Annotated in this window: 29 protein-coding genes and 1 riboswitch; of the genes, 25 read left to right on the forward strand and 4 right to left on the reverse strand. The window is 37.6% G+C overall.

Features of this window, described 5'->3' with window-relative positions; all coding sequences use genetic code 11:
• The first annotated feature begins 6 nt into the window (after positions 1-6).
• The 8 genes from resB to BSO02S_RS00715 all read left to right on the forward strand — a co-directional run bounded on the left by resB (position 7) and on the right by BSO02S_RS00715 (position 9,454).
• On the forward strand, positions 7-1,632 hold the full coding sequence (resB, locus tag BSO02S_RS00680) for a cytochrome c biogenesis protein ResB (RefSeq protein WP_066060856.1): 1,626 nt from the start codon (positions 7-9) through the stop codon (positions 1,630-1,632).
• A complete protein-coding gene (ccsB, locus tag BSO02S_RS00685) occupies positions 1,633-2,817 on the forward strand; it encodes a c-type cytochrome biogenesis protein CcsB (protein WP_066060858.1) in 1,185 nt (394 codons plus the stop codon). It abuts the gene before it with no gap.
• Between the two features lie 201 nt (positions 2,818-3,018).
• Complete coding sequence (locus BSO02S_RS00690) at positions 3,019-3,735, forward strand: response regulator transcription factor (protein WP_066060861.1); 717 nt, start codon at positions 3,019-3,021, stop codon at positions 3,733-3,735.
• Positions 3,732-5,510, forward strand: coding sequence for an ATP-binding protein (locus tag BSO02S_RS00695; protein ID WP_066060865.1), 1,779 nt, complete (start codon positions 3,732-3,734; stop codon positions 5,508-5,510). The genes BSO02S_RS00690 and BSO02S_RS00695 overlap by 4 nt, the downstream gene beginning before the upstream one ends.
• Positions 5,511-5,770: 260 nt before the next feature.
• Positions 5,771-6,322: an RNA polymerase sigma factor SigX gene (gene sigX, locus BSO02S_RS00700; RefSeq protein WP_066060867.1), complete on the forward strand. Its 552-nt coding sequence runs from the start codon at positions 5,771-5,773 to the stop codon at positions 6,320-6,322.
• Positions 6,297-7,505, forward strand: coding sequence for an RsiX family anti-sigma factor (locus BSO02S_RS00705; RefSeq protein WP_066060870.1), 1,209 nt, complete (start codon positions 6,297-6,299; stop codon positions 7,503-7,505). The genes sigX and BSO02S_RS00705 overlap by 26 nt, the downstream gene beginning before the upstream one ends.
• A gap of 169 nt (positions 7,506-7,674) precedes the next feature.
• Positions 7,675-8,430 (forward strand): peptidoglycan DD-metalloendopeptidase family protein, encoded by a 756-nt coding sequence (locus BSO02S_RS00710; RefSeq protein WP_066060874.1) that lies wholly within the window; start codon positions 7,675-7,677, stop codon positions 8,428-8,430.
• 143 nt (positions 8,431-8,573) lie between these two features.
• Positions 8,574-8,708, forward strand: a riboswitch (FMN riboswitch).
• 161 nt (positions 8,709-8,869) lie between these two features.
• On the forward strand, positions 8,870-9,454 hold the full coding sequence (locus tag BSO02S_RS00715) for an ECF transporter S component (protein WP_066060877.1): 585 nt from the start codon (positions 8,870-8,872) through the stop codon (positions 9,452-9,454).
• 109 nt (positions 9,455-9,563) lie between these two features.
• Here the strand turns inward: BSO02S_RS00715 and BSO02S_RS00720 are convergent, their stop codons facing one another.
• Complete coding sequence (locus tag BSO02S_RS00720; RefSeq protein WP_066060880.1) at positions 9,564-9,812, reverse strand: ferredoxin; 249 nt, start codon at positions 9,810-9,812, stop codon at positions 9,564-9,566.
• Between the two features lie 262 nt (positions 9,813-10,074).
• Here BSO02S_RS00720 and BSO02S_RS00725 point away from each other — a divergent pair, with 262 nt between their 5' ends.
• The 5 genes from BSO02S_RS00725 to BSO02S_RS00745 all read left to right on the forward strand — a co-directional run bounded on the left by BSO02S_RS00725 (position 10,075) and on the right by BSO02S_RS00745 (position 14,451).
• Positions 10,075-11,118 carry a YpbB family protein gene (locus BSO02S_RS00725; RefSeq protein ID WP_066060882.1) on the forward strand — a complete coding sequence of 348 codons (1,044 nt, stop codon included), beginning with the start codon at positions 10,075-10,077 and terminating at the stop codon, positions 11,116-11,118.
• Positions 11,109-12,620, forward strand: coding sequence for a RecQ family ATP-dependent DNA helicase (locus BSO02S_RS00730; RefSeq protein WP_066060885.1), 1,512 nt, complete (start codon positions 11,109-11,111; stop codon positions 12,618-12,620). Before BSO02S_RS00725 ends, BSO02S_RS00730 begins: the two co-directional genes overlap by 10 nt.
• Positions 12,617-13,225, forward strand: a complete 609-nt coding sequence (locus BSO02S_RS00735) for a CPBP family intramembrane glutamic endopeptidase (protein ID WP_066060888.1) — start codon at positions 12,617-12,619, stop codon at positions 13,223-13,225. Before BSO02S_RS00730 ends, BSO02S_RS00735 begins: the two co-directional genes overlap by 4 nt.
• Positions 13,222-13,908, forward strand: coding sequence for a LysM peptidoglycan-binding domain-containing protein (locus tag BSO02S_RS00740; RefSeq protein ID WP_066060891.1), 687 nt, complete (start codon positions 13,222-13,224; stop codon positions 13,906-13,908). The genes BSO02S_RS00735 and BSO02S_RS00740 overlap by 4 nt, the downstream gene beginning before the upstream one ends.
• Before the next feature lie 87 nt (positions 13,909-13,995).
• Complete coding sequence (locus BSO02S_RS00745; RefSeq protein WP_066060894.1) at positions 13,996-14,451, forward strand: DUF2663 family protein; 456 nt, start codon at positions 13,996-13,998, stop codon at positions 14,449-14,451.
• Between the two features lie 30 nt (positions 14,452-14,481).
• On the opposite strand, the gene cotJC is transcribed toward BSO02S_RS00745, so the two are convergent.
• From cotJC to BSO02S_RS00760, 3 genes are read right to left on the reverse strand one after another with little or no spacing between them, the layout of a single operon-like run.
• Positions 14,482-15,051, reverse strand: coding sequence for a spore coat protein CotJC (gene cotJC / locus BSO02S_RS00750; protein WP_066060897.1), 570 nt, complete (start codon positions 15,049-15,051; stop codon positions 14,482-14,484).
• Positions 15,052-15,102: 51 nt separating this feature from the next.
• Positions 15,103-15,363: a spore coat protein CotJB gene (locus tag BSO02S_RS00755; protein ID WP_066060900.1), complete on the reverse strand. Its 261-nt coding sequence runs from the start codon at positions 15,361-15,363 to the stop codon at positions 15,103-15,105.
• Positions 15,360-15,590 (reverse strand): spore coat associated protein CotJA, encoded by a 231-nt coding sequence (locus BSO02S_RS00760; RefSeq protein WP_066060902.1) that lies wholly within the window; start codon positions 15,588-15,590, stop codon positions 15,360-15,362. The genes BSO02S_RS00755 and BSO02S_RS00760 overlap by 4 nt, the downstream gene beginning before the upstream one ends.
• Before the next feature lie 144 nt (positions 15,591-15,734).
• On the opposite strand from BSO02S_RS00760, the gene BSO02S_RS00765 reads away from it, so the two are divergent.
• From BSO02S_RS00765 to BSO02S_RS00820, 12 genes are all read left to right on the forward strand, one after another.
• A complete protein-coding gene (locus BSO02S_RS00765; RefSeq protein ID WP_066060904.1) occupies positions 15,735-16,367 on the forward strand; it encodes a CBS domain-containing protein in 633 nt (210 codons plus the stop codon).
• Positions 16,368-16,508: 141 nt separating this feature from the next.
• Positions 16,509-17,282, forward strand: a complete 774-nt coding sequence (locus tag BSO02S_RS00770) for a metallophosphoesterase (RefSeq protein ID WP_066060907.1) — start codon at positions 16,509-16,511, stop codon at positions 17,280-17,282.
• A gap of 88 nt (positions 17,283-17,370) precedes the next feature.
• A complete protein-coding gene (locus BSO02S_RS00775) occupies positions 17,371-17,952 on the forward strand; it encodes a genetic competence negative regulator (protein WP_066060910.1) in 582 nt (193 codons plus the stop codon).
• A 246-nt stretch (positions 17,953-18,198) separates the two neighbouring features.
• Positions 18,199-19,476, forward strand: coding sequence for a Glu/Leu/Phe/Val family dehydrogenase (locus BSO02S_RS00780; RefSeq protein WP_066060913.1), 1,278 nt, complete (start codon positions 18,199-18,201; stop codon positions 19,474-19,476).
• Positions 19,477-19,577: 101 nt separating this feature from the next.
• Positions 19,578-20,549 (forward strand): YpdA family putative bacillithiol disulfide reductase, encoded by a 972-nt coding sequence (locus BSO02S_RS00785; protein WP_066060916.1) that lies wholly within the window; start codon positions 19,578-19,580, stop codon positions 20,547-20,549.
• Positions 20,550-20,556: 7 nt separating this feature from the next.
• A complete protein-coding gene (locus BSO02S_RS00790; protein ID WP_066060919.1) occupies positions 20,557-21,513 on the forward strand; it encodes an asparaginase in 957 nt (318 codons plus the stop codon).
• 102 nt (positions 21,514-21,615) lie between these two features.
• The gene (prsW, locus tag BSO02S_RS00795; RefSeq protein WP_066060920.1) at positions 21,616-22,305 is read left to right on the forward strand and encodes a glutamic-type intramembrane protease PrsW; all 690 of its coding nucleotides are present in this window, start codon (positions 21,616-21,618) and stop codon (positions 22,303-22,305) included.
• A gap of 98 nt (positions 22,306-22,403) precedes the next feature.
• Positions 22,404-23,141 (forward strand): spore cortex-lytic enzyme, encoded by a 738-nt coding sequence (gene sleB / locus BSO02S_RS00800; protein ID WP_066060923.1) that lies wholly within the window; start codon positions 22,404-22,406, stop codon positions 23,139-23,141.
• A gap of 14 nt (positions 23,142-23,155) precedes the next feature.
• The gene (ypeB, locus tag BSO02S_RS00805) at positions 23,156-24,505 is read left to right on the forward strand and encodes a germination protein YpeB (RefSeq protein WP_066060926.1); all 1,350 of its coding nucleotides are present in this window, start codon (positions 23,156-23,158) and stop codon (positions 24,503-24,505) included.
• Positions 24,506-24,624: 119 nt separating this feature from the next.
• Positions 24,625-24,804 carry a YpfB family protein gene (locus BSO02S_RS00810; RefSeq protein ID WP_066060929.1) on the forward strand — a complete coding sequence of 60 codons (180 nt, stop codon included), beginning with the start codon at positions 24,625-24,627 and terminating at the stop codon, positions 24,802-24,804.
• Positions 24,805-24,946: 142 nt separating this feature from the next.
• Positions 24,947-25,624: a (d)CMP kinase gene (gene cmk / locus BSO02S_RS00815; protein WP_066060931.1), complete on the forward strand. Its 678-nt coding sequence runs from the start codon at positions 24,947-24,949 to the stop codon at positions 25,622-25,624.
• Between the two features lie 2 nt (positions 25,625-25,626).
• The gene (locus BSO02S_RS00820) at positions 25,627-26,208 is read left to right on the forward strand and encodes a lysophospholipid acyltransferase family protein (RefSeq protein ID WP_066060933.1); all 582 of its coding nucleotides are present in this window, start codon (positions 25,627-25,629) and stop codon (positions 26,206-26,208) included.
• Positions 26,209-26,360: the final 152 nt, after the last annotated feature.

Here is a 26,360-nt window from a genome sequence, read left to right on the forward strand (position 1 = left end):
TTTTCAATGAACGATGTAAAATGTGAATGCGGGCATGTGAATCCGCATGGGACCGTGTTATGTGAGGCCTGCGGCAAAGTACTGGACGAAAACGAAATTAATAATAAAGAACTTCTTGATATGCGCTATGAAGGAAGTGCCCGCCGCTCGCAGACATATAATAAAACCATTATTGATAAGATATGGAACTTTTTCTCATCTGTAAAGGTTGGTGTTTGGCTGATTATCATTACCCTAATTGCTTCCACAATTGGAACAATTCTACCGCAGGAAATGTATATTAATCAGCCGCCAGACGTGTATTATGAACAGGAGTATGGCTGGTTTGGCAAACTTTACTACCAATTGGGTCTGCATGATTTGTATGGTTCATGGTGGTACTTACTGTTAATTGCTATGCTTGGCATTTCTCTGGTTATATGCAGTCTTGACAGGGTTGTACCTTTATATAAGGCTTTGAAAGCGCAAAGAGTAACAAGAAATGAAGGTTTTCTAAAGCGGCAGCGGGTTTTTGGAGTGAATGAGATTGCGTCTGAAAATGACCTTACGACCATTAAGAAGCAATTAAAGGATAGACGCTATCACGTTCGTGAAGAAAATGGCGATTTGCTGGCGGAAAAAGGTCGTTTTTCCCGATGGGGTCCATATGTAAACCATGTTGGTTTAATTATTTTCTTATTTGGCGGTATACTCCGCTTTATTCCAGGATTTTATGTAAATGAGAACCTATGGGTAAAGGAAGGCGAGACAGCTGCTGTTCCGGAAACGGGTGGTCAGTTCTATCTTCAAAACAACCAATTTATTCTCCAGCACTATGATAAAAATAAAGATAAAACGTTTGAAAAAGCGATTGATCGGGCCGGGGCGGTCGTGAAAAATTATCAATCAAATGTAGTTCTTTATAAGCGGGAAAGCAATAACTTGCCCGGTGAAAAGCCAAAGCTTAAGAAAGTTACCGATTATAAGGTTCGAGTCAATCAACCGTTAACATTTGAAGGCTATTCAGTATTCCAAGCCTCTTTCAGGAATGAAATGAACGCGATGTCATTTTCGTTGACGAATAAAAAGACAAATCAATCGGCAGGCAACCTAAAAATTGACCTTCAAAATCCAAAGGGAAAGTATGATCTTGGCAATGGATACTCGGTTGAAATACTTAACTATTTTCCAGACTTTGAATTTGCGAAAAGCGGGGAGCCAACGACGAAGTCACGAGTACCCAACAATCCTGCCTTTGTCTTTCGGATGACTTCTCCCGAAAAGCCAAAAGGGGAAACGAGCTTTGTTGCCATTAAGCAGACGATAGAGCCGTTTGGGGATAATACGTATAAGATGGCTTTTAAGGGAGTTGATACAAAAAATGTTTCTGGATTTATTGTTCGCAAAGATTCATCATTATGGGCGATAATTTTAGGCGGAATCATTTTTATGATTGGTGTCATCCAAGGGGCCTATTGGAACCATCGTAGAATTTGGGTGCAAAACAAAAACGGACAGGTTTGGCTTGCGGCTCATACGAACAAGAATTGGTATGGATTGAAATCAGAAATTGAAACTGTTCTCTTAGGTACAAAGTTTAGCATCCCAGAAGACCGGCTGCAGAAGGAAAATACGGATAAGGAGGACGTTTAGTTGGCAACACTAAGTAGTAATTTATTGTTTATAGCTTTTATTTTATATTTAGTTGCAACCCTGTTTTATGGAGGGTCGATTAAGACGAAGAAGGAATCTAATGAAAAGAAAGGAACCAACAGGTGGGGGACGATTGCTGTAGTTTTAACAATTGTTGGTTTTATTTCGCAGCTGGGTTATTTTATCACCAGATGGATTGCGGCTGGACATGCTCCCGTTAGTAATATGTTTGAGTTTACAACGTTTTTTGGAATGGCGCTTGTTGGTGCATTTATTGTTATTTATTTTATTTATCGAACAACATTACTTGGATTATTTACAATGCCTGTGGCCATCCTGGTTATTGCTTACGCAAGTATGTTTCCAAGGGATATTACGCCATTAATACCGGCATTGCAAAGCTATTGGCTCCATATTCATGTTACTACTGCCGCAATTGGGGAAGCCATCTTAGCGATTAGTTTTGCGGCAGGTTTAATTTATCTTGTGAAGGCGATTGATCAAACAAAATCGTCTAAACGAACCTTTTGGCTGGAAACGGTCATGTTTTCATTGGTTGCGGTACTTGGCTTTGTCATCGTGTCATCTGTATTTTCCGCAGCTGGTTATCATGAGAAATTTAATTGGGCCGATAAACATGGCGCAGAAGCAGTAGTTGAATATACTATGCCGGCCCTAACCGGACCACACGCAGGGGAATTGCTAACAAAGGATGGATTTAAACCTCTGGTTGAAATGCCAGCATTCATTAATGCAAAAAAATTAAATACGGTTATTTGGTCGTTAATGGCGGGTCTTGTCCTATTCGGATTAATAAGATTAGTCTTAAGAAAACGGATCGCTGCTGCCCTTCAACCGCTGGTTAAAAACATAAAGCTCGACTTTGTTGATGAGATTAGCTATCGATCTGTGTTAATAGGTTTCCCAGTTTTTACGCTGGGTGCACTTATTTTTGCGATGATTTGGGCGCAAATGGCATGGTCCAGGTTCTGGGGCTGGGACCCAAAGGAGGTTTGGGCTCTAATTACATGGTTATTCTACGCTGCATTTATGCACCTACGCTTGTCTAAAGGGTGGCATGGAGAAAAATCAGCGTGGCTTGCGGTAATTGGCTTTGTAATTATTATGTTTAACTTAGTTGCTGTAAACCTTGTTATTGCCGGCCTTCATTCTTATGCTGGGTAATCGTTTGAAATTGGTACAATAACCATTTATATAGCCTTCACTTTCTTAAAAGTGGGGGCTTTTTACAAACAACAAAATAATCAATTATTTCATATTAAGTACATTGTCAAATTATTGACACTTTTTATAGGAGTAATTATCGCTAAAACATAGCAAAAAACGATACCATTTTGTACAATTAACTCCATGGGGGGATTAATAATGGAAAAAGACGTGAAAATTTTAGTGGTAGATGATGAAGAAAGAATTCGTCGTTTATTAAAAATGTATTTAGAGCGTGAAGAATATAGTATTGATGAAGCTGAGGATGGAAATGAGGCTTTAACAAAAGCGTTTGCTAATGATTATGATGTCATTTTGCTCGACTTAATGATGCCTGGCAAGGATGGCATTGAGGTTTGTCGTGAACTAAGGGAGAAAAAGGCAACTCCTATAATCATGCTGACGGCGAAAGGCGAAGAAATCAATCGCGTTCAGGGCTTTGAAGTGGGTACAGATGACTATATTGTTAAACCATTTAGCCCGCGTGAGGTTGTTCTGCGTGTTAAGGCACTATTAAGAAGATCATCGCAAACAAGTTATCTGCAAACGGAAACGACAACGAAGGATGTCATTGTTTTTCCACATTTAACGATTGACAATGATGCACATAGAGTTTCTGCTGATGGAAAAGAAGTTAGCTTAACACCAAAGGAATATGAATTGCTTTACTTCTTAGCAAAAGCCCCTGATAAGGTTTTCGATCGTGAACAGTTGCTAAAAGAAGTTTGGCATTATGAATTTTTCGGTGATTTGCGGACAGTTGATACGCATGTAAAGCGACTCCGTGAAAAATTAAACAAGGTGTCTGAGCAGGCTGCAAGAATGATTGTAACTGTTTGGGGAGTAGGCTATAAATTTGAGGTAATTAATGAATGACCTTTTTACGAAGTGTAGTAGGAAAACTTTGGGTAACCATCCTTCTATTAGTATCATTTGTGCTGTTTATCTTAACAGTCATGCTTCTAGAGTTTTTCCAAAATAACAACATTCGTGAAACGAAAAATGAATTAACCAATACAGCAGAAAAAATTGCTCACGTTTTGGAAGAGCATCCGAATGATAAATTACCACTTGGTTTAGAAATATCTTGGGAAATTATTGATGATGTCACCAAAGTGGTTATCGTTAAAAATGATCAGGAAATCTATTACTCTCCTAACACGGAGAACTCAAAGGAATTATCAATAAACGAAATTAAACATGATCAAGAATTATCACAAGTATTTCATAAAAATACATCCGTTGAGAAGGTTTTGAACCTCACATCCAAAAGCATTGGTAAAAATGCCAACTATTCGATTATTGGTGTACCATTACATCTTCCTGGTGAAAAAAATGGTGCCGTTTTTATTTATCAATCTTTGGAAGTTATGCAAAAGACATCCCATTCAACAACAAAATTTATCTTACTTGTTGCTGGTGTCGCCATTATCTTAACGACGATTTTTGCCTTCTTTTTGTCAACGAGAATTACAGCGCCATTAAGAAAGATGAGGGAGGCAGCGTTTGAAGTTGCCAGGGGAAAATTCGATACGAAAGTCCCCATCCTAACTCATGATGAAATTGGAGAGTTAGCAACTGCTTTTAATCAGATGGGCAGGCAATTAAAATTTAATATGAACGCACTCAGCCAGGAAAAAGAGCAGCTTGCTAGTATCTTAAGTAGTATGGCCGACGGTGTGATCACCTTTAATCGGGATGGAACGATTCTGATTACCAATCCTCCTGCAGACCGTTTTCTTCAGTATTGGTATTATGAAAAGGATGATGTTAGTTCTGATTCTGAGGCAATTCCTTCACAGGTAATGGACCTTTTTCAGCAAGCTGTTGATACAGAAAAAGAACAAATTGGGGAAATTTCACTCCAAGGACGTCATTGGGTTATCCTAGTTAGCCCGCTATATAGTAACCAATTTATCCGTGGAGCAGTCGCCGTTTTAAGGGATATGACTGAAGAAAGACAATTAGATAAAATGAGAAAAGACTTTATTGCCAATGTTTCACATGAACTAAGAACGCCTATTTCGATGTTGCAGGGCTATAGCGAGGCGATTGTTGATGATATTGCAGAGTCACAAGAAGAGAAAAAGGAAATGGCAAAGGTCATTTATGATGAATCATTGCGAATGGGAAGGCTTGTCAATGAGCTCCTTGACCTTGCCCGAATGGAAGCAGGGCATCTTCAATTAACCATGGAGGATGAAAATCTATCATCATTTATTAATAGAATTATCCATAAGTTTCAAGGTTTAGCTAAGGATAATGACATTCAATTGTATGCAGAAATTGAGAATGGGTTGACATCTATTTCCTTTGATCCTGATAGAATCGAACAAGTCCTTACCAACTTAATTGATAACGGCATTAGGCATACGCCAAAAGGCGGTGTTGTTAAGTTAAGTGTGACTTCAGAAGACAAAGGCATTTTGATTGAAGTAAAGGATTCAGGCTCCGGTATTCCTGAAGAAGATTTACCTTTCGTTTTTGAACGCTTTTATAAGGCGGATAAAGCCCGAACAAGAGGCAGAGCTGGGACGGGACTTGGACTAGCAATTGTAAAAAATATTATTGATGCACATCGGGGACATATTTCTGTTCAGAGTAAAATAGGTCAAGGAACGACATTTTCCTTCCTGCTGCCTCGAAAATAGGAAAATGAACATGTATTTTGCCGATTGTTCTTGATTCACGGGGAACATTTCAAAGTGGAAGCGCCTTAGCGCTGAGCTAGAAGGTTTTATATGCCCATCCGCAATGTGGATGGGTCTTTTCCTATTGTTCTATATGTAGTAATACTTGAGATCCCTTCCATTAAATCCCTTCCTTTTTGTCAGAAAAAGGTCTATATTTATAAAGTGTAACCTTTTATACATAGAAACCGACTAATATTTATGAACGGGGAGGGGAATGGATGGACTCCGTTTTCGATGAGTTATATCAAAAATATCATCATGACGTTTTTCAATTTTTATTTTATATGGTCAGAAACAAAGAACATGCCGAGGATCTTGTCCAAGAAGTCTATATAAGGGTATTTAAATCGTATCATCGTTTTGAAGGAAAAAGCAGTGAGAAAACATGGCTGTTTTCCATTGCAAGAAATGTTGCCATCGACTTTTTCCGCAAACAAAAGGGCTGGAAGGAAAGATTACTGGAGAAATTTGATTGGTCAACAAATCAAGTTATGGATGAGTATCCAATACCAGAAGAGATTACCGTTCAAAAAGAAGAAATCAAATGGGTTTACAAATGTCTTGAATTTTGCACAATCGATCAACGAGCAGTGGTTATATTACGCTATTTACAGGATTTATCGATTGCAGAAACTGCCCAGGCGTTGGGATGGACAGAAAGTAAGGTTAAAACAACACAGCACCGTTCCTTAAAGGTTTTGAAGAAGCAGATGGAAATGTTTTATGAAAAGGAGGAATTTATTAGTGAAAAAGTCGGAGTGGAGCGATAGAGAGATCGAAGAACTATTAATGCAAATGCCCAAAATACAAGATCATCGCGATCCTCGTGACATTTACCAAAATCTTTCTCTTAAAAAGCGCAAAATGAAGTCATGGCTGTTACCTGGTTTAGCAGCTGCAGCAGCAGTACTCCTTTTTTTCATCTTAGTTCCTAAATTAATGAATGGATCAAATTTCTCATATGATCAGGCACAAGAGGAAAAATCAACGATGAACAAGGATATGAGCCTTGCTGACAATAAAATTGATTCAACGATTGCTCTTGATAAAGATAATGCATCCTCAACGAACAGGGAATTTTCAGGAACAGCTAAAAAAGCAGAGCTGATGAGTACGAATAGCATAAAAACAGCGCTTTATGAAGAGGAAGCAGGGGAAGGAACCGTGTTAACCTATTGGATTCCCGATCCGCAAGCTCAAATCCTCATACCGGTCTCAATCGTCGTAACAGGTATGAAAGATAAATCATGGCTAACTTTATTTAATGAAAATATGGCGAACTTAAAGGAAGAGGACTGGGGATTAAGTGACTTCTACCCGCTCAAACTAAAGATGAAGCTAGCTATAAAAATGAAAAATAATAATAGCATCACAGTTGACGTTCCTAAGGACCATCCGTACGGACAAGGGTCAGCCATGGAAACATCCCTTATTAATGTACTAAATAAGGATATTTCATCCAATAGCAAAATTAAAAAGATCAGGTTTTTAACAGATGGTGTCCCGGGAATTGAACTGGGTAACTATGGAAAGAAGAATGAGATTGAAATTATTCGGGAAAAAAATCACGCCTTTTTCTTTTACTATCCAGATAGCAGCAATCAACCGTTCATAACACCATCATTAGATAGTTATAACAATATTAAAACTGCTTTAGAGGCAATGAAGACCGATCAACCCGAATTAGGTTTAAAAAGTTCTCTCGGGTCAACGCTGCCAATCCATAATGTATCCATTGCAGGGAAAACACTTTATGTAACAATAAAGGATAATGCGAACCTGAAAAATGATCAACATACATTATCTTCATACGAGGCATTGTTGTTAACGGCTAAAGATTTCGGTTTAGAAAAGGTCTTCATTAAGAATTCATCTTTAACAAACATTGGTCCATTTGATTTATCAAAAGAGAACAAGGTACCGCGAGCTCCAAACCTGCGTACAATCCAATAAATATTTTCCATCAACCCCATAAAGGTTGATTTTTTTTGAATAAAATTCCGGAAGTCTCCAAATTATAACAAGTATGCTCTGTCCGTTCCTCAAATACGATAGGTTCTAAACGTAAGGAAATGAACATATGGTGTGGATGAGAGGACAAGAATTAAGGAGGAAAGTAAAAATGCGAGACTACATAAAAAGGGTATTAATCGCCCTAATTATGGCGCTATGTGTCAGTTTATTATTTTTAGGAGGAAAACATTCGGAAGCAGCGAGTATGCCTGATACAAAAGGAATGAAGGGAGAGACGCACTGGATTTGGCCATCAGACGGCGTCATTTCTGATACATATGGAACGAGGCATGGAAAACATAAAGGCATCGATATTGCGGGAAAATCGAACACCGCTATTCTTGCAGTAGATAATGGCATAGTGGTGAAATCTTATTTTTCTAATACATACGGTAATGTAGTGTTCATAAAACATCCAAGTAATTTTGTCACCGTCTACGCCCATTTAAACAAGCGAACAGTTGCAGAAGGTCAAACGGTAAAGCAGGGAGATGTAATAGGGAGAATGGGGAGAACAGGACAAGCCACCGGTACCCATCTCCATTTTGAAACCCACCAAATAGAGTGGAGATATGATAAAAAATATGCAATGGACCCGGAAAAGCTGCTGGGAGGTACCAGTGTGGGCGAAGCTGTAGAAGGTGGAGTCGCAGGAATTGTAAACGAGGTTCTAGAAGCAAGTTCGCATTTTCATCCACAAAATGTGGACGAAACAAAGGAATTAAAAAACCAATACACCGTTAAAAAAGGTGACACCTTGTACTCCATTTCAAAGAAAAAAAATATTTCGGTAACTAGAATTAAAGAAATTAATCATCTGCCAACGGATCTTATTAAACCCAAACAAATTTTAATTGTTCAATAAGTGCTTATTACCCGTGGACCAAGCGTCTGCGGGTTTTGTATGGGCGCTAATTTGAAAAGGAAATTACAAAAAATGCAGAATAGAATCATTACACTTAACAAACAGATCTTTTTCAAGTATAATAAAGTTGTAATTTAATATCGATCTATCTTCGGGGCAGGGTGAAATTCCCGATCGGCGGTAATGAGTCTTAACTCTTAAGCCCGCGAGCCTTTTTTAAGGCAGGATTTGGTGTGATTCCAAAGCCGACAGTATAGTCTGGATGGGAGAAGATGGAGGTTCTGCAGACGTTCAAAAAATCTCGATTTAATGAACGTTTATTAAGCGTGCCTTTGTGAACTCCCTCAAGTAAATTTCTTGGGGGAGTTTTGTTTACATGGTTCGTCTGTTTGCTGAACCTCTCTTCCTAACTTGATGGATCAAAAAAGGAGAGAGGAAAATGAAGAACACCAAGAATACAAAGAACACGAGGGTAAAGGCATATGTTTCAATTGGAATGCTGAGCAGTATCGCCTATCTTTTAATGCTTTTAAACTTTCCATTACCGCCATTCCAAGGTTTCTTATTAATCGATTTCAGCGATATCCCCGCATTGATTGCAGCGTTACTCTTTGGACCGATTGCAGGAATATTAGTTGAGTTTTTCAAAAATGTTCTAAATTATATTGCGACTGGGAGTCAAACAGGGATTCCAGTAGGTCATATTGCTAATTTTCTGGCGGGTATTCTGTTTATCTTGCCGACGTATTATGTATACAATAAAATAAAGACGAGAAAGGGCATGACACTTGCGTTAATACTTGGCACAAGCACAATGGCGGTTATAATGAGTGTATTAAATTACTTTTTTATACTCCCTGCCTATACGGCCCTCTTGCATTATCCTGATCTGCGTAACTATGTGGTACCTGGAATCCTGCCTTTCAATATCATTAAAGGCGTTGTTATGTCTTTCGTTTTTATGTTACTGTTCACCCGGATGCAGGCATGGATTAATAAATATACAACAATAAAAAGTGCTTAATAAGTAAAGCAACAGGGAATCTCCTGTTGCTTTTTTGATAAAAAAATGAAAAACCCTTACCAAAAAAGGCAAGGGCTAGTAGCTTAACAATTACTTATTACAAAACGGATTATTCGAATTTAGTTGGATTACCATCGAAAGACTCATCAGCTACCTTAATTGAATCGGTAGGACAGCCTTCAAATGCATCCATCATGTCATCGATTAATACATCTGGAATTTCAACGATTCCTTCATTATCGTCAAGAGTTACAAATGCAATGCCTTCATCGTCATAATCATAAATATCTGGTGCAGCTGCGCCACATGCACCACAAGCGATACATGTTTCTTTGTCTACAATTGTGTACTTTGCCATGAAAAAAAACCTCCCAGTAAAATAACGAAAATTATTCTAACTCATTCTCCACTATAAAAATGGAAACGCATTACTCATATCTATTGTAAAACTGTATCGGCAACTTTTCAATAGAAAAATGCTTTTAAAACCACGGTTGTTGATTTGATTTTTTTAAACCTTCACATCTTTTGTCAACAAGAATCTCCATTTCATGTTAAAATGAAAAAAGAAAATACGAATATTTTGTCGAAATAATGAAAGTGATGCAGGGGGGGCCTGAATGCTGCAAATAGAATTGATTATTCTCTATTGCTTAAAACAATTAAATAATGAACGAACGATCTATTCTATCTTCCACCTTTTGAATGGAAAAAAATCCTCACAAACCCTCCAAGATGCGCATTTATTTTCTTTGAAAAGATTTTTTGGTATTTATGAACCTTTAACAAGAGAATCCTTCGATAAAATAACGGAATCTATGGTAGAGAAGAACTGGATTGTTACTTGTGGTGACCAGCGATACCAGCTAACACCTTCTGGAAAGACTCTATTAGAAAATAATAAACTACCTAATTATATAAATGGCTGGGACTATCAATTTACTTCATTAGTTTGGGAAAGGCTGAGCCTATTAGTCCAGGTCGCTTCGAATTTTGTTTTTGAGGAAGCAAAATACATTCCAATCCAAAAAGATAAAGATGTTCATTTATGGCTAAAATCCTTTTTAAGGGATTTCAATGGACAAAGGAAGGAAATGGGGAATATTGTTTATTCCGAGCTGATTGAATGCTTTAAAGAAGCAATAGGAATCAATCCATCACTTTTGGTGTTCCGGTTAACTGGTTATCAGCAAATTGGATTAACTCCATTCCAAACAGCAAAAAAGGTTAATATGGATATTCACGATTACCAGATCGGTTTTCTTAATATACTTCATTATTTAATTCAAAAGATTAAGCAAAATCCTTCTCAGTTTCGGATTTTAGTCTTTCTTATCCGCGATGTGAACGTTGCCGATGATTTAACACTCTCATCAAGAAGGACAAGGGAATTTTTAAATGAGGGATATCCCCTTGAAATGATTGCAAAACTGAGGCATTTAAAGTTGAGTACCATTGAAGATCATCTTGTTGAATTTGCCCTTAATATCAATGGGTTCTCGATTGATGCCTATGTAGATAAAGAGCTGCAAGTAAAGATTTTAGGGATTTCGCGGCAATTAGCTACCAGGCAACTAAAACTAATTAGGGAAAACTTGAAAACGGCAACTTATTTCCAAATTAGGTTAGTCTTGGCGAAGAGTGGTGATAAGAAATGGAATTAGAAAGTGAATTAAAAAAATACTTTGGTTATGATTCGTTTAAAACCGGACAAAAGGATGTGATCACATCCATACTTGCGGGCCGGCATACATTGGCAATGCTTCCAACTGGAACGGGAAAATCATTGTGTTACCAACTCCCTGGGCTTCTGCTGAAGGGACAAATTTTGATTATTTCTCCACTCTTATCGCTAATGCAGGATCAAGTTGAGCAATTTAAAAAATTTGGTGAAAAAAGAGTGATTGCTTTAAATTCTTTCCTTACTGTAGCGGAAAGAAAAAAGGTTCTATGCAATTTAAGTAAGTATAAGTTCATTTTTATATCACCTGAAATGTTAAGTGTTCACTTTATTCTAACAAATCTTCAAGAGCTGAACATTTCTTTGTTCGTTGTTGATGAAGCCCATTGTATTTCCCAATGGGGCTATGACTTTCGACCGGATTATTCCAAATTAGGCGGTATTCGTAAGCAGTTAGGAAACCCCTTAACGCTGGCACTTACCGCTACAGCTACAAGAAAAGTGCGGGATGACATCATTCGTTCCCTTGATTTAGATAAAATAGTAAAAATAGATTCAACGATTGACCGGCCAAATATCGGTTTTTATGTAGAAAAGCTGCCTGATTACCGCAATAAACAATATCGGGTAATTGAGCTTGTAACAAGATTGGAGCAGCCGGGTATTATTTATTTTTCAAGTAAAAAATCTGCGGAACAAATGGCGTCATTATTAATGGATAAACAAATTTGCCGAGCAATGGCCTATCACGGAGGCATGGACCAAAATTCAAGAATTTTAATCCAACAACAGTTTATTCATGGTCAATTAGATGTAATCTGCGCAACGAGTGCATTTGGAATGGGAATAAATAAAGAAAATATCCGTTTTATTATCCACTATCATATGCCGATGCAAATAGAATCCTATCTCCAAGAAATCGGCAGGGCAGGTCGTGATGGTTTGCCAAGTATTGCGATATTATTGTATTCACCGGGGGATGAACAGCTGCCAATCCAGCTTGCTGAAAGTGAGCTTCCCTCAGAACAGCAAATTGATTGGCTGTTCAAAAAGGCGAACCAGCAACACACCTTGCCCGATGGAAGGATGAATCTCAATAAGGAGCTAATGACCCTTGGAGGATTTACAGATATTCAATGGAGGATTGTGGAGGAATTTGTTGGCAATCCAGCGCTAGTAACAAGAAATCCTGAAAGATTACAAGAAATAATTAACGACTTTATTAAGGAAAGATTATTATTTAAGAAAACTAATATTTTTCGAATGAAAAAATGGGTCGAATCAACTCTCTGCAGACGAGCGTTTATTTTTGATTATTTTGATGAAAAGATGCTGGAGCAGACTCCTTCTTGCTGCGACATTTGCGGGCTTCAACTAGACGATTACCAAACGACAAGTAAAGTTTCAACGGTAAAAAACACAGCGGAAGAAAATTGGCAGGAATATCTTGCAAAAATATTAATCAATTGTGAGTTGAGGGAATGAAAAAAAACTATAATGAACTAATCAAGGGGTTAACGGATAAGGAATTGCTATTTCACCTGTATTTAACACAAATAATTCTTTTTGCCATAACATTAATTTTGGGATTTCTATTATTTGACCATTTCTCCTACTTAAATAAAATTATATGGGATGACTTTCGAATTATTTCTATTGGTATTCCAGCCGGTATTACAGTTGTGTTAGTCGATATCATATTAATGAAATGGCTGCCATCATCCTTTTATGATGATGGTGGATTGAATGAGCGGATTTTTAGAAACAAACCTATTCTTCACATCTGCTTCATTGCAGTGCTTGTCGCGTTTAGTGAGGAATTATTGTTTAGAGGGATCATTCAAACAAAAGCGGGTCTCATTCTTGCCAGCGTTATTTTTGCGATTATCCACTATCGATACCTTTTTAATTGGTTTTTATTTGTAAATATTGTGCTCCTTAGCTTTTTAATTGGTATTATTTATGAATGGACAGGTAATTTAGCCGTGACAATTGCAATGCATTTTATTATTGATTTTTTATTAGGTGTATATATAAAATTTAGACAACCAACAGATAATGACGATGAACAAGGTGGGGTGACTCCATGAATAAAGAAGAACCTTATAGGGACCAAGCAGAAAGATTAAAGCAGCGAATTCAAAAAATTAATGAAAAAGTCGAGGTCAATGATCATTTACCTCCGAGGGAAGAGATCCATCGTCAAAAGAAGAAAAAAACAAAATGGAAGCTAAAATATCCAGTCATTCGATTATTAGTCTTATGCTTTATCCTCCTTCCAATCATTATTTTTAGTGCCATTTCCTACCGTGATGGTGTAAAAAAAATTAATGGGATAGAAAAAAACGATGGAAACACAAAAGGATATGAACCAATCAATCTTGAACTATTAGATAGAGAAGATGAAAATAATTCTGATAAAACGGAGGACTCTGATAAACAAAGCGTAGAGACTAACTCTGCTGCAGAACAGCCTGAAACTGATAATAATTCCAGTGGGATTTTTCAATCATCTAGTTCATATGAATCCATCGGTAAAGGACGGGAAACAGATAAAAACAGCACACCAACAGCGGAGACCATAAAGAGCAAAACAGCTCAAAAAACAAATAAGACTATATATCATACTGTTCAGCCTAAGGAGACATTATTTTCGCTTTCAAATAAGTATTACCACTCTCAACGGGGCATGGAGATCATCAGGAAAACCAACAATCTAACTGGTGACCAAATTAATGTTGGTCAAGTTTTGAAGATACCTTTTAACAATTAGCCGATTTTTTAATCGGTTTTTTTCGTTGTAAAAACATATTCAGAAGGACAAGTTCATAAGTATAGTAGGAGAAAAGGGGGCGATAAAATGGATTCTCCAATCCTATTACTAGAATACACGGATCAAGCAACCAAGCAGATGTTAGAAAATGTGAGGAAGAGAAAGGAAAAATTCGAAAGTACGAAAAAATGGCATTTTTTTTCGATACAGGCAACGCTACTGTTTGCTTTCACATTCCTAATTTACTTCTATTTCATTATTGCTAAAGATTATTCCTATTCATTCTTGGCAATGTTTTCTGCATCTCTAAATGATGCAGTCAATGTCCTTTTATTAGGTATAACGTTAATAGGCTTTGGTTCGATGAATGTCTTAAAACAACAAAAGGAGAAAAAAGAAAAGGAATACCAAGAATTAAGATGTGAAATCGTGGATCGAAGTAAGGATTTATGGAAGAAAGAAGAGGAATGGCAGAACCGCCACATTGTTTTTGAGGTAATGAAAAAGAAGTACGACATCAATCTTTATCACGAAAAAAAATAAGAAGCAGGCTAAGGCTGCCTCCTATTAAAGTTAAAAGACCTTTTTCTTGTCACGATCGTCTTTTAATATTTCAACAGCTTCACGGAAACGCTGTGAATGGATTATTTCTCGTTCACGTAGAAAACGCAGGCTATCATTTAAATCAGTATCATCACTTAAATTTATCAGCCATTGATACGTGGCTCGCGCTTTTTCTTCTGCTGCTATATCCTCATATAAATCAGTAATAGGATCACCTTTTGCTTGAATGTATGTTGCTGTAAAGGGGACACCGGCAGCATTGTGATAAAATAGGGCACTGTCGTGGTCTGCATAATGTGCTCCTAAGCCCGCTGCTTTCAACTGATCGGGAGTGGCATCTTTCGTTAATTTATAAACCATTGTAGCAATCATTTCAAGGTGGGCAAACTCTTCGGTACCAATATCTGTAAGAAGTCCGATTACTTTATCAGGGATAGTGTATCGTTGATTTAAATATCGGAGTGCCGCTGCAAGCTCTCCGTCAGCACCGCCATATTGTTCAATTAAATATTTTGCCAGAGTCGGATTACAGGTGCTGACTCGAACAGGGTATTGTAATTTTTTTTCGTAAATCCACATTTCCCTAATTCCCTCCCTCTCATCTTCGATTACTGGCCGGCGTTTCCGCCTTTATACTTGCCATGGCCATGGTGTATCATCCCAATTCCAAGGGTATCCGGAGTAACTGTTTCCGAATTGCAATAACGGGCCGAATTGGCTTTCAAATGCCTTTTTCAAATGCTTACGTTCTTTTGCATAATGATTAAATTGATTGATGGCTTCAAGATCATCATTGTGTGTATCCAAGTAAAGAGTTAGCTCGACTAAAACAAAATCAACAGCTTGAAGCTGCTCCATTAATTGATAATATTCGGCAGGTACTTGTTTCATGTTGGCAATCCTCCTTCGGCTTTCTCCAACGCGTTGTAATATGGATCATGAAATGTCGTCCATAATGTGCCGCATTTGAGCGCTTCAATTGGAGAAAATTGTGGAAGGTTTGGCGGTTGGAAACCCATATATAAATGCGGCGGGGTAGAATAGGTTTTTTCTACTATCGGTTTGCAAGGGTCAAATGGACTCGTATACGGATGATAGGTTTTTTGGTGTGTATTCATTGTTACCCTCCCTTTATTTAACATCATTTAATGATATGAATTTTTTCTTCATCAATGCCATAAATCTTTACTATTTAAAGGGTTTTTTCTCGGTTTTGTCGAAGTATACTATAAATGTAGGATTATAACTTTGGGGTGATTGATTTGTTCGTAAAAAATATTATGATAGCAAAGCATGACTGTTTTACAGCACAGGCGGATGTTACTTTGAAGGAAGCTTTAGAGAGGTTAGAACTGCATCAAATTGATGGGTTACCTGTTTTAAATGGGGAAAAGTATTTAGGTGTTGTCACAAGATATAACATTTATGAAAATTACTTTCTCTCTGAAAACCCAAAAGATGAATATTTATCTTCCACTTTTGTCAAAGATATTGTAACCCATCAAGATAAGTTTTTAGAAGGCAGGGAATTATTTGAAAAGACACTGCTTGATTTAAAGGATTTTCCGCTATTGGCTGTAGTGGACAAAAATCGTAATTTTCTAGGGGCCGTAACACGTTCAGATGTTATCAGCGCATTCGAAAGTGCTTTTGGTGTAAATCGTCCGGGTGTAAGAATTGCCTTTACTTCTGTTGAGACCGAAGGACGTATTGCGCGCCTTTCTGAAATTGCCCATCACTTTCACGAGCACATTATTTCTCTTGTTACTTTCGATGAAACAGATAAACTCGTCCGAAGAATTGTTATGAAGATTGAAAGGAAAGACAATATTGATAAGTTTACGAAGAAGCTAGAAGAACATGGATTCAGAATTTTAAGTATCGAAGAGGACTAATAAAACGAATCTGAGAATATTTTATATCCTTCTCATACATTGTATGAGAGGTTTTTTTTATTCCTGTCTTTTTTTTGTTTAAGTCTTATTTATGGTATGATTTCCATAGAATGTTAAGTTTAATAAAGGGGAAAAGTGATAATGGGAATTTTGTTCGTTATTCTGTTTATTATTGGGGGAATTCTCCTTCTTTTATATATGCTGCGAGAGGCGTTTCTTAATAATGTGGTTGAACATGAAATGTCTTTTCCAGACTTTCCGGCATCATTCGGAAAGCTTACCATCTTCTTTATTTCGGATATTCATAAGCGAAATATATCAGATACAATAATTAATCAAGTGAAAGGGAAGGCAGATATCGTTATCATCGGAGGCGATTTAACAGAAAAGGGGGTTCCGTTTGAAAAAGTTAAAGCAAACTTGCTGAAATTAAAACAAATTGGTCCGGTGTACTTTGTTTGGGGAAACAATGATTATGAGGTAGATTATCATAAATTGGATGCAATCCTGTTAGATTTAGGGATTAAAGTTTTGGCTAACACAGCAGTTACCTTTGAGTCAATGGAGGGGGATAAAGTTTGTTTACTTGGGGTAGATTCCCTGCATGAAGATCGCGACCGCCTTGATTTGGCCCTTTTGGATGCAGAAAAGCAAAGCTTTAAAATATTAGTTAGCCACTATCCAAGTATTACGGGAAAAATTCTTTCCCAGCATGAAATTCGCTTGGTATTAAGCGGGCATACACATGGCGGACAAATACATATACTGGGGTATAGTCCGCATGAAAGAGGGAAAATAAAAAAATTAGAAAACACAGTGCTGTTAATTAGTAACGGGTATGGAACAACTGCTCTGCCCTTGAGGTTAGGAGCCCCCGCGGAATCCCACCTTATTACGTTAAGAAAAGGATCTTAAAAGGGATAGTTAATCTAAGACAATTCACCAACAAAACCCTCGGGCATACACTGAAAACAAGAGTCATGTCACAGCAGGGGGCAAAATCATGCGCTTAGAACGCTTAACAGCCAATAAAATTAAAATTTTTTTAACCTCTGATGATTTGTTTGATAGGGGGCTTACCAAGGAGGATATTTGGAAGGACTCCATTAAATGGAATCAGCTTTTTCATGATATGCTGGAGGAGGCAAGTCAGGAATTTGAAGTTGATATACAGGGCTCTGTAGCGGTAGAAGTTTTCTCCCTTCAGGCTCAAGGAATGATTATGATCATTACTGTTGACGAAGTAAAAGAAGATGAAGAAATATTATATGATGGATTTATTGAAATGCAGGTTAGGGTTGAAGGATATGAGGACCTTCTTTATGAGTTTCAAGAATTAGAGGATATTATTGGTCTGGCAAAAAGACTTTCCATTGTAGAGATATTTGGGGGAAGTCTATATACAATGCAAAACCGTTACTATTTGTTATTGGATAAATTAGGGGTTGAAAAAAGTGTTTCAGCGGCCTCATTGCTATCTGAATATGGCAATGCATCGATATTAAGTCCATACATTCTTGCCGAATATGGTAAACGAATCATCGAAAATAAAGCGGTGGAAACCATTCTTCAATACTTCAAATAAAATTTTCTACTTTGAAGTATTATAGAATAGGGCCACCGCCCTTTCATGTAAATAAGGTGTCAAGGTAATAAATAGGACGATTGTTATTTTAAGAAAACCTTTAAAAATACAAATGGTAACGTTTACATATAGGCATTATAAAATAAGGGAAAGTGCGCTTTTTTTCTTGCATAAATCAATTAAACGTGTATACTTGTGTCTGAAAGAGACAACATTCGTAAAAGTGATTTATTAGGAGGATTACAAATGGTAGCCGAAAAAGCTAATGAAAAGACTAATCAAGAGGAAAATCAGGATGTGTTGAAATCAACACAGACTGTTATTCATAAAGCCCTTGAAAAGTTAGGTTATCCTGAAGAGGTATACGAGCTTTTGAAAGAGCCGTTACGGTTATTGACAGTTAAAATTCCAATTAGAATGGATGACGGATCTATAAAAATATTTACGGGCTACCGTGCTCAGCATAATGATGCTGTGGGACCAACAAAGGGCGGTATCCGTTTCCATCCAGGTGTGACTGAAACAGAGGTGAAAGCCCTTTCAATATGGATGAGCCTGAAATGTGGTATTGTCGACCTTCCATATGGCGGTGGTAAAGGTGGTATCGTTTGCGATCCTCGTGATATGTCTTTTAGAGAGCTTGAGAGATTGAGTCGCGGATATGTACGAGCAATCAGCCAAATTGTTGGACCAACGAAGGATATTCCAGCACCAGACGTGTTTACTAATTCGCAAATTATGGCGTGGATGATGGATGAATATAGCCGAATTGATGAATTTAATTCTCCTGGTTTTATTACGGGTAAACCGCTAGTACTTGGAGGTTCACACGGACGTGAATCGGCAACGGCAAAAGGTGTGACCATCTGTATCCGTGAAGCTGCTAAAAAGAAAGGCATTCAAATTGAGGGTGCAAGGGTAGTTGTTCAAGGGTTCGGTAATGCGGGTAGTTATTTATCAAAATTCATGCACGATGCCGGGGCAAAAGTAATTGGTATCTCAGATGCCTACGGTGCATTACATGATCCAAACGGACTTGATATCGACTATCTTTTAGATAGACGTGACAGCTTTGGTACGGTTACTAAATTATTTAATAACACGATTACAAATAAAGAACTGCTAGAACTTGATTGTGATATTCTGGTTCCGGCAGCTATTGAAAATCAAATTACTGCAGAAAATGCCCATAAGATTCGTGCCGGCATCGTTGTAGAGGCGGCAAACGGTCCAACCACTTTGGAGGCTACTGAAATATTAACAGAGCGGGGAATTCTTCTTGTACCAGATGTACTTGCATCTGCTGGCGGTGTCACTGTATCATACTTTGAGTGGGTTCAAAATAACCAAGGTTACTATTGGACTGAAGAAGAAGTAGAAGAAAAGCTCGAAAAGGTAATGGTAAAATCATTTAAAAATATTTATGATACGGCACAAACCCGTCGTGTTGATATGCGTCTTGCTGCTTATATGGTCGGTGTAAGAAAGATGGCAGAAGCAAGCCGTTTTAGAGGTTGGATTTAAGAGCTTAGCATTGAAAGATAATGAAAAAACTCCTATCATAGACGATAGGAGTTTTTTCTGTAGTAATTCCTGAACGAATGTTTTTGAGGAGTGTTATTATAATGCAAAAAGAAGAAATTATCATTGTTGGCGGGGGTCCCTGTGGGTTAGCAGCAGCTATTGCTTTGAAAGAGATAGGAAAGAGACCACTGATCATTGAAAAAGGAAATATCGTAAACTCTATTTATCATTATCCAACACATCAAACATTTTTCAGTACGAGCGAAAAGTTAGAAATTGGCGAAGTTCCATTTATTACGGATAGCTATAAGCCAAAAAGAAACCAAGCGTTAGTCTATTATAGAGAAGTGGCTAAGCGGAAACAGCTGCGAATCAATGCGTTTGAAGAAGTAAGAAGCGTATCTAAACAGGAGGATTTATTTCAGGTCCATACGAATAAAAATATCTATAGTGCTCGGTATGTAGTCATCGCAACGGGTTATTATGATCATCCAAATTATATGAATGTACCTGGCGAAGATTTGCCGAAAGTATTCCACTATTTTAAAGAAGCGCATCCTTTTTTTGATAAAGATGTTTGCGTAATCGGCGGGAAAAACTCAAGTATTGACGCGGCCCTTGAACTTGTTAAGGCGGGAGCAAGAGTAACGGTAATATACCGCGGCGGTGAATATTCAGCAAGCATTAAGCCGTGGATTCTTCCTGAATTTGAAGCATTAGTACGTTCGGGAACAATCATGATGGAATTTAACGCTACCGTAAAAGAAATAACTGAGAACCAGGTTTTTTATTTGCAAGATGGGGAAGAGAAAGTAATCGGCAACGAATTCGTTTTCGCCATGACAGGGTACCATCCTGATCATCAATTTTTAAAATTAATGGGCGTAGGGATTGATGAGGAATCTGGAAGGCCTGTTATTAATTCTGATACGATGGAGACGAATATTAAAGGAATTTACATTGCTGGCGTCATTGCCGCTGGAAATAATGCAAATGAAATATTTATTGAAAATGGCAGGTTCCATGGCTGTCAAATTGCTCGGTCCATCATAGAAAAAGAAATTAAAGGGTGAAAAAATAATGAAAAAAGTGGTTTTATTAACAACCGGTGGAACAATTGCCAGCAAACCAAATAAAGATTCAGGAAAATTAGCCTCTGGTGCCTTAACAGGGGAAGAGCTTGCAGCGATGTGTAATTTACCGAAGGACATTGAAGTGATTGTTGAATCTGTCTTTCAAAAAGCAAGCATTCATATAACATTTGAAGATTTATTGGCTTTAAGAAATAAAATCGAGAACTATTTTCGAGATGAAACGGTTTGTGGTGTGGTTGTCACACACGGAACGGATACGATGGAAGAAACAGCCTATTTTCTTGATTTAACGATTAATGATTACAGGCCAGTGGTTGTAACGGGCTCGCAGCGTTCCCCAGAAGACTTAGGAAGCGATGTCTATATTAATTTGCGGCACGCTATTTATACGGCATGTTCAAGTGATTTAAATGATGTAGGTACTGTTGTTGTTTTTAATGAACGAATCTTTGCTGCAAGGTATGTGAAAAAAGAACATGCTTCTAATATTCAAGGATTTAATGTGTTTGGATTTGGCTATCTCGGTATCATTGATAATGACCAAGTTCACGTCTTCCAAAAACCAATTAAAAGAGAATGCTTTGAAATTAAAGTCCCAATTCCTCAGGTCGAAATTATTAAATGTTATATAGGTGCCGATGGTAAGTTTATCAAGGCTGCCCGGGAGGCTGGTGTTGGCGGGATTGTCCTCGAAGGAGTAGGACGTGGTCAGGTGGCCCCTAATATGATGTCCGAAATTGAAAAAGCAATAAAAGCTGGAATTAAACTGGTTATCACGACAAGTGCAGAGGAGGGTTCTGTTTACACTACCTATGATTACGATGGAAGCGCCTTTGATCTTTTTAATAAGGGAGTAATCCTTGGCAGTGATAACGACTCTAAAAAAGCAAGAATAAAATTAGCCGTCGCAATGGCAAGCGGCTTGAAGAATATTCAATTTTAAATTTCAATAACTGCCAAACCTTAGATGTTGGAATGAATCTACCGTTTTCTTTATAAAGGATCCGTGATACGATTAAGAAAATGGGTTGAAAAGAGGTTCGTCATGCTGGGAATATTATCGGCCGGAATTGCTCCCGGCTTGGCTTTACTAAGTTATTTTTATTTAAAAGATGAATATGACACAGAGCCAATATCCTTTGTTCTTAGGACGTTTATGTATGGGGCCCTTCTTGTGTTTCCAATTATGTTTATCCAGCATGTGCTTGATACAGAGCATTTGGTGAAATCTGAACTTTTCGATGCGTTCCTTAGCTCTAGTCTGCTTGAGGAGTTTTTTAAATGGTTTATTCTATTTTATGTAGTCTATCAGCATGTCGAGTTTGATGAGCCTTTTGATGGAATTGTTTACGGGGTAGCCGTTTCACTTGGTTTTGCAACGATTGAAAATATTTTTTATTTATTAGCAAATGGAATTGAACATGCGGTGACACGTGCTTTATTACCAGTATCAAGCCACGCCCTTTTTGGGGTCATCATGGGTTTTTATATTGGGAAAGCAAAGTTTACCGAGGGGTCAAAAGCAAAATGGGTCATACTTTCCCTTCTATTGCCATTCGTTCTGCACGGTTCTTATGATTTTATCCTGATTTCACAAGACTATTGGATGTATATTATCTTTCCTTTTATGATTTTCCTTTGGTGGTTCGGATTAAGGAAGGTAAAAAAAGCAAAAATATTGAGTGCTAATCATATGAAGAAACAATATCAAATACCTAAAACCCTTCACTCCTGATGAAGGGTTTTTAATTATTCATTTTAAATTGGAATAAAAACACCAATAATACAAAAAATAGGTTTAGGTTAAAAGATTAACAAAGGGGATATGTTTTCATGTTCAAGAAAAAAGTCTTACTAAAATTTTGCATCCTACTTTTTATCGTGCCCTTATCATTTGTTAATACCAATGAGGCCCATGCGTTCTCAAAGCAAGTCATCCAGCGGGGGGCTGTTGGCGAGGATGTGATTGAACTGCAGTCCAGGCTAAAACATATTGGCTTTTTTACTGGTAAAATTGATGGAGTCTTTGGTTGGAAAACGTATTGGGCATTACGAAACTTCCAATATGAATTCGGAATGCCAATTGATGGGCTGGCAGGGGCAGCTACAAAAGCAAAACTTGTAAAGGTTACCAAATACAATAGTAATCCGAAAGTAGCAACGCCGAAAAAACCAGCAGCAAAAAAACCGGCAGCAGCAAACACGCCAAATGGCTACTCCCAGAATGATATTCGCTTAATGGCTAATGCTGTTCATGGGGAGTCACGAGGCGAACCGTATACGGGACAGGTTGCAGTTGCGGCTGTTATTCTTAACCGCGTAAATAGCGCGTCATTTCCTAACACCATTTCTGGAGTCATATTTGAACCTGGAGCATTTACTGCTGTAGCTGATGGGCAGATTTGGCTGACACCAAATGAAAATTCAAAAAAAGCAGTGGTCGATGCAATAAATGGCTGGGATCCAACTGGTGAAGCATTATACTATTTTAATCCAGATACTGCCACTAGCGGGTGGATATGGGGAAGGCCGCAAATTAAAAGAATTGGGAAACATATTTTTTGCAAGTAGAGAGGTGAATAAAATTGATTAGAGGAATATTAATAGGTGTTCTCGCTGTAGGTGTCGCGGGAACTGCCTATTGGGGCTACCAAGAACACCAGGAGAAAAACGCTGTTCTTTTAAACGCAGAAAACAATTATCAACGAGCATTCCATGATCTTTCTTATCAAATGGATCTATTGCACGATAAAATTGGTACGACGCTTGCTATGAACTCAAGAAATTCTTTATCTCCATCCCTAACGGAGGTGTGGAGAATCACTTCAGAAGCGCATAGTAATGTTGGCCAGCTTCCGTTAACATTACTCCCTTTTAATAAGACAGAAGAATTTCTAGCGAATATCGGAAACTTCAGCTATCGAACGGCTGTTAGGGACTTAGATAAGGAACCATTGTCAAAAGATGAATATAACTCGTTAAAGACCCTTTATAAGCAGTCAGGTGACATTCAGAACGAACTACGAAATGTCCAGTATATGGTTTTAAAAAATAACCTGCGCTGGATGGATGTTGAACTTGCACTGGCGTCGGGTAAAGAATCAACTGATAATACCATTATTGATGGCTTCAAAACGGTTGAAAAAACAGTAAGTGGATACGATGAATCGGATCATGGACCAACATTTACAAATATGCAAAAGAAGGACGAAAACTTTAAAAAAATAAAAGGAAAAATAATTTCAAGGCAGGAAGCGATCACGATTGCAAAAAAATATATGAAGATTGATGGGAATTCAGAGGTGAAAGTTACTGAAAGTGGAAAAGGCTCCGACTATGGTTTTTACAGTGTTTCAATAAAGGACAAAAAATCGGGGCAGGAAGCAAGCATGGATATTACGAAAAAGGCTGGTCATCCTATTTGGTTTATTAATCATCGGGATGTAAAGAAACAACTTCTCAGCCTAAATGATGCCGACAATAAGGCAGCAGCTTTTTTAAAGGAAACAGGATTTAAAGATTTAGAGGTTTTTGAAAGTACACAATATGATAATATCGGCGTTTTCAATTTTGTTACAACTCTTAACGGTATTAGAATTTACCCTGAAGCAGTTAAGGTGAAAGTGGCGCTCGACAATGGAGATATTATTGGCATATCTGCTGAGGAGTATTTAAAATCTTTCCAAACAAGATCAATTGAAAAACCGGCAATATCAATGGAACAAGCTCGAGCGAAGGTAAATCCAAACTTTAAAGTGATGGAAGACCGGCAGGCAATGATTGTCAACAAGTTAAACGAAGAAGTCCTCTGTTATGAGTTCCTTGGAACCATTGGAGACGATACGTATCGGATTTTTATTAATGCAAAAAATGGGATTGAAGAAGAAGTTGTAAAGTTAAAAAATGCGGAGGCCATTTACGAAGATGTCATTTAAGGAGAAGCTGCTGCTTTTCCTTTTGTTTTCCCTAAATAAAGGTATTGCAGAAGGGAGAAATAGAATAAAAAAATTATTCGCTTCAATAATAAGAATATATGGAATGTTGGGGTGACTTCATGAAAAGGGTAGAAAGGGTTTTAATCAAGATTGTCATCGTACAGTTAATTTTTTTGGTTATCACACAATTGTTTTTTCATCAGATGGATGTCTTGCCGCAAATAAAACAATTAACTAAATACGAAGGAGTAAATGAAAATACATTTACTGAAATTCTTCAAACCTTTCAAAGAGAGTAAAAAAGCAGGGCTGCCTGCTTTATTTTATTTCTCTGAAATAGAAATTAATTTAAAGTTTAAAAAGAAGAGGCATTCCTCTATCTTGTGGTAAAATGATAGAAGATAACATATGAGACAATCATGATGGCAATTAGGAGGATTTATGGAAAAGAAGAAATTATCAATTGCAATTGACGGCCCCGCTGCAGCCGGTAAGAGTACAGTAGCGAAAATTGTAGCAGAAAAATTATCCTACATTTATATCGATACTGGTGCAATGTACCGGGCATTAACATATAAAGCAATCGTTAACCAGCTTAATCTAGAAAATGAGGCTTCTTTGCTGGATACGCTACTATCAACTGATATTGAATTACATCCATCTGATAATGGTCAATTAGTATACCTGGATAATAGTGATGTAACCAGCGAGATTCGTTCTGCAGAAGTAACCAATTCTACTTCGTATGTGGCTAAACATAAAATGATTCGCGAAGAAATGGTCAGGAGACAACAAGCTTTTGCCACAGAAGGCGGTGTCGTGATGGATGGACGGGACATTGGAACGCATGTTTTGCCGAATGCGGAGGTAAAGGTGTTTTTACTGGCGAGTGTAGAGGAACGGGCTGAAAGACGTCATATTGAAAATGTCCAAAAAGGTTTTCCTTCCGACCTGAATAAATTGAAGGAAGAAATTGCAAATAGAGATAAAATTGACTCAGAGAGAGAAGTAGCTCCTTTAAAAAAAGCAGATGATGCAATTGAAATCGACACAACCTCTTTGTCCATTCCTGATGTAGTAGAAAAAATAATGGCTCTGGTGCATGAAAGGATTGAATAGGTGTGACGTTTTATGATTTTGCAAAGTCAGTAGTCACTGGCATTTTTAAACCATGGTACAGAATAGAAGCGGTTGGAGTAGAAAATTTTCCGAAAGAAGGCGGTGTTCTTCTTTGTTCCAATCATATCAATAATTATGACCCAATCGTAGTTGGAATAATGGCACCGCGGCCCGTTCACTATATGGCGAAAGAAGAGATTTTCAAAGTCCCTGTATTAGGAAATATTGTGAGAAAATGCAATGCCTTCCCAGTGAAAAGGGGCTTCGGGGACCGTGAAGCACTTAGATCAGGAATAAAAATCTTAAAAGATGGCCGCGTTTTCGGTCTTTTTCCAGAGGGAACAAGAAGTAAAACAGGGGAGTTAGGAAAAGGACTTTCGGGGGCAGGATTTTTCGCATTAAGGTCGGAGGCCGTGGTCTTGCCTTGTGCAGTTATCGGTCCATATAAAAGCTTCCGCAAATTAAAGGTAGTTTATGGAAAACCAATAGCAATGGACGTAATGAGGAGTACAAAGGCATCCACCGAGGAAGTTACTGAATTAATTATGTCGGAAATTGCTAAACTTATAAATGAGCATCAGTAGGTTCTGCTTGACAAAATAGACTATTTGTAAGAAGTTAATAAAAAGAGATTTTTTTTTGAAAATTCTTTGATTTATAGTTTGCTAAATAGACTTGGTTTATATGTGATGCAGTCTGCTTGACATTTACCAGGTCATATATATAGATTTTAGGA

This window comes from Neobacillus soli NBRC 102451, from assembly GCF_001591665.1.
Lineage (GTDB): Bacteria > Bacillota > Bacilli > Bacillales > Cytobacillaceae > Neobacillus > Neobacillus soli.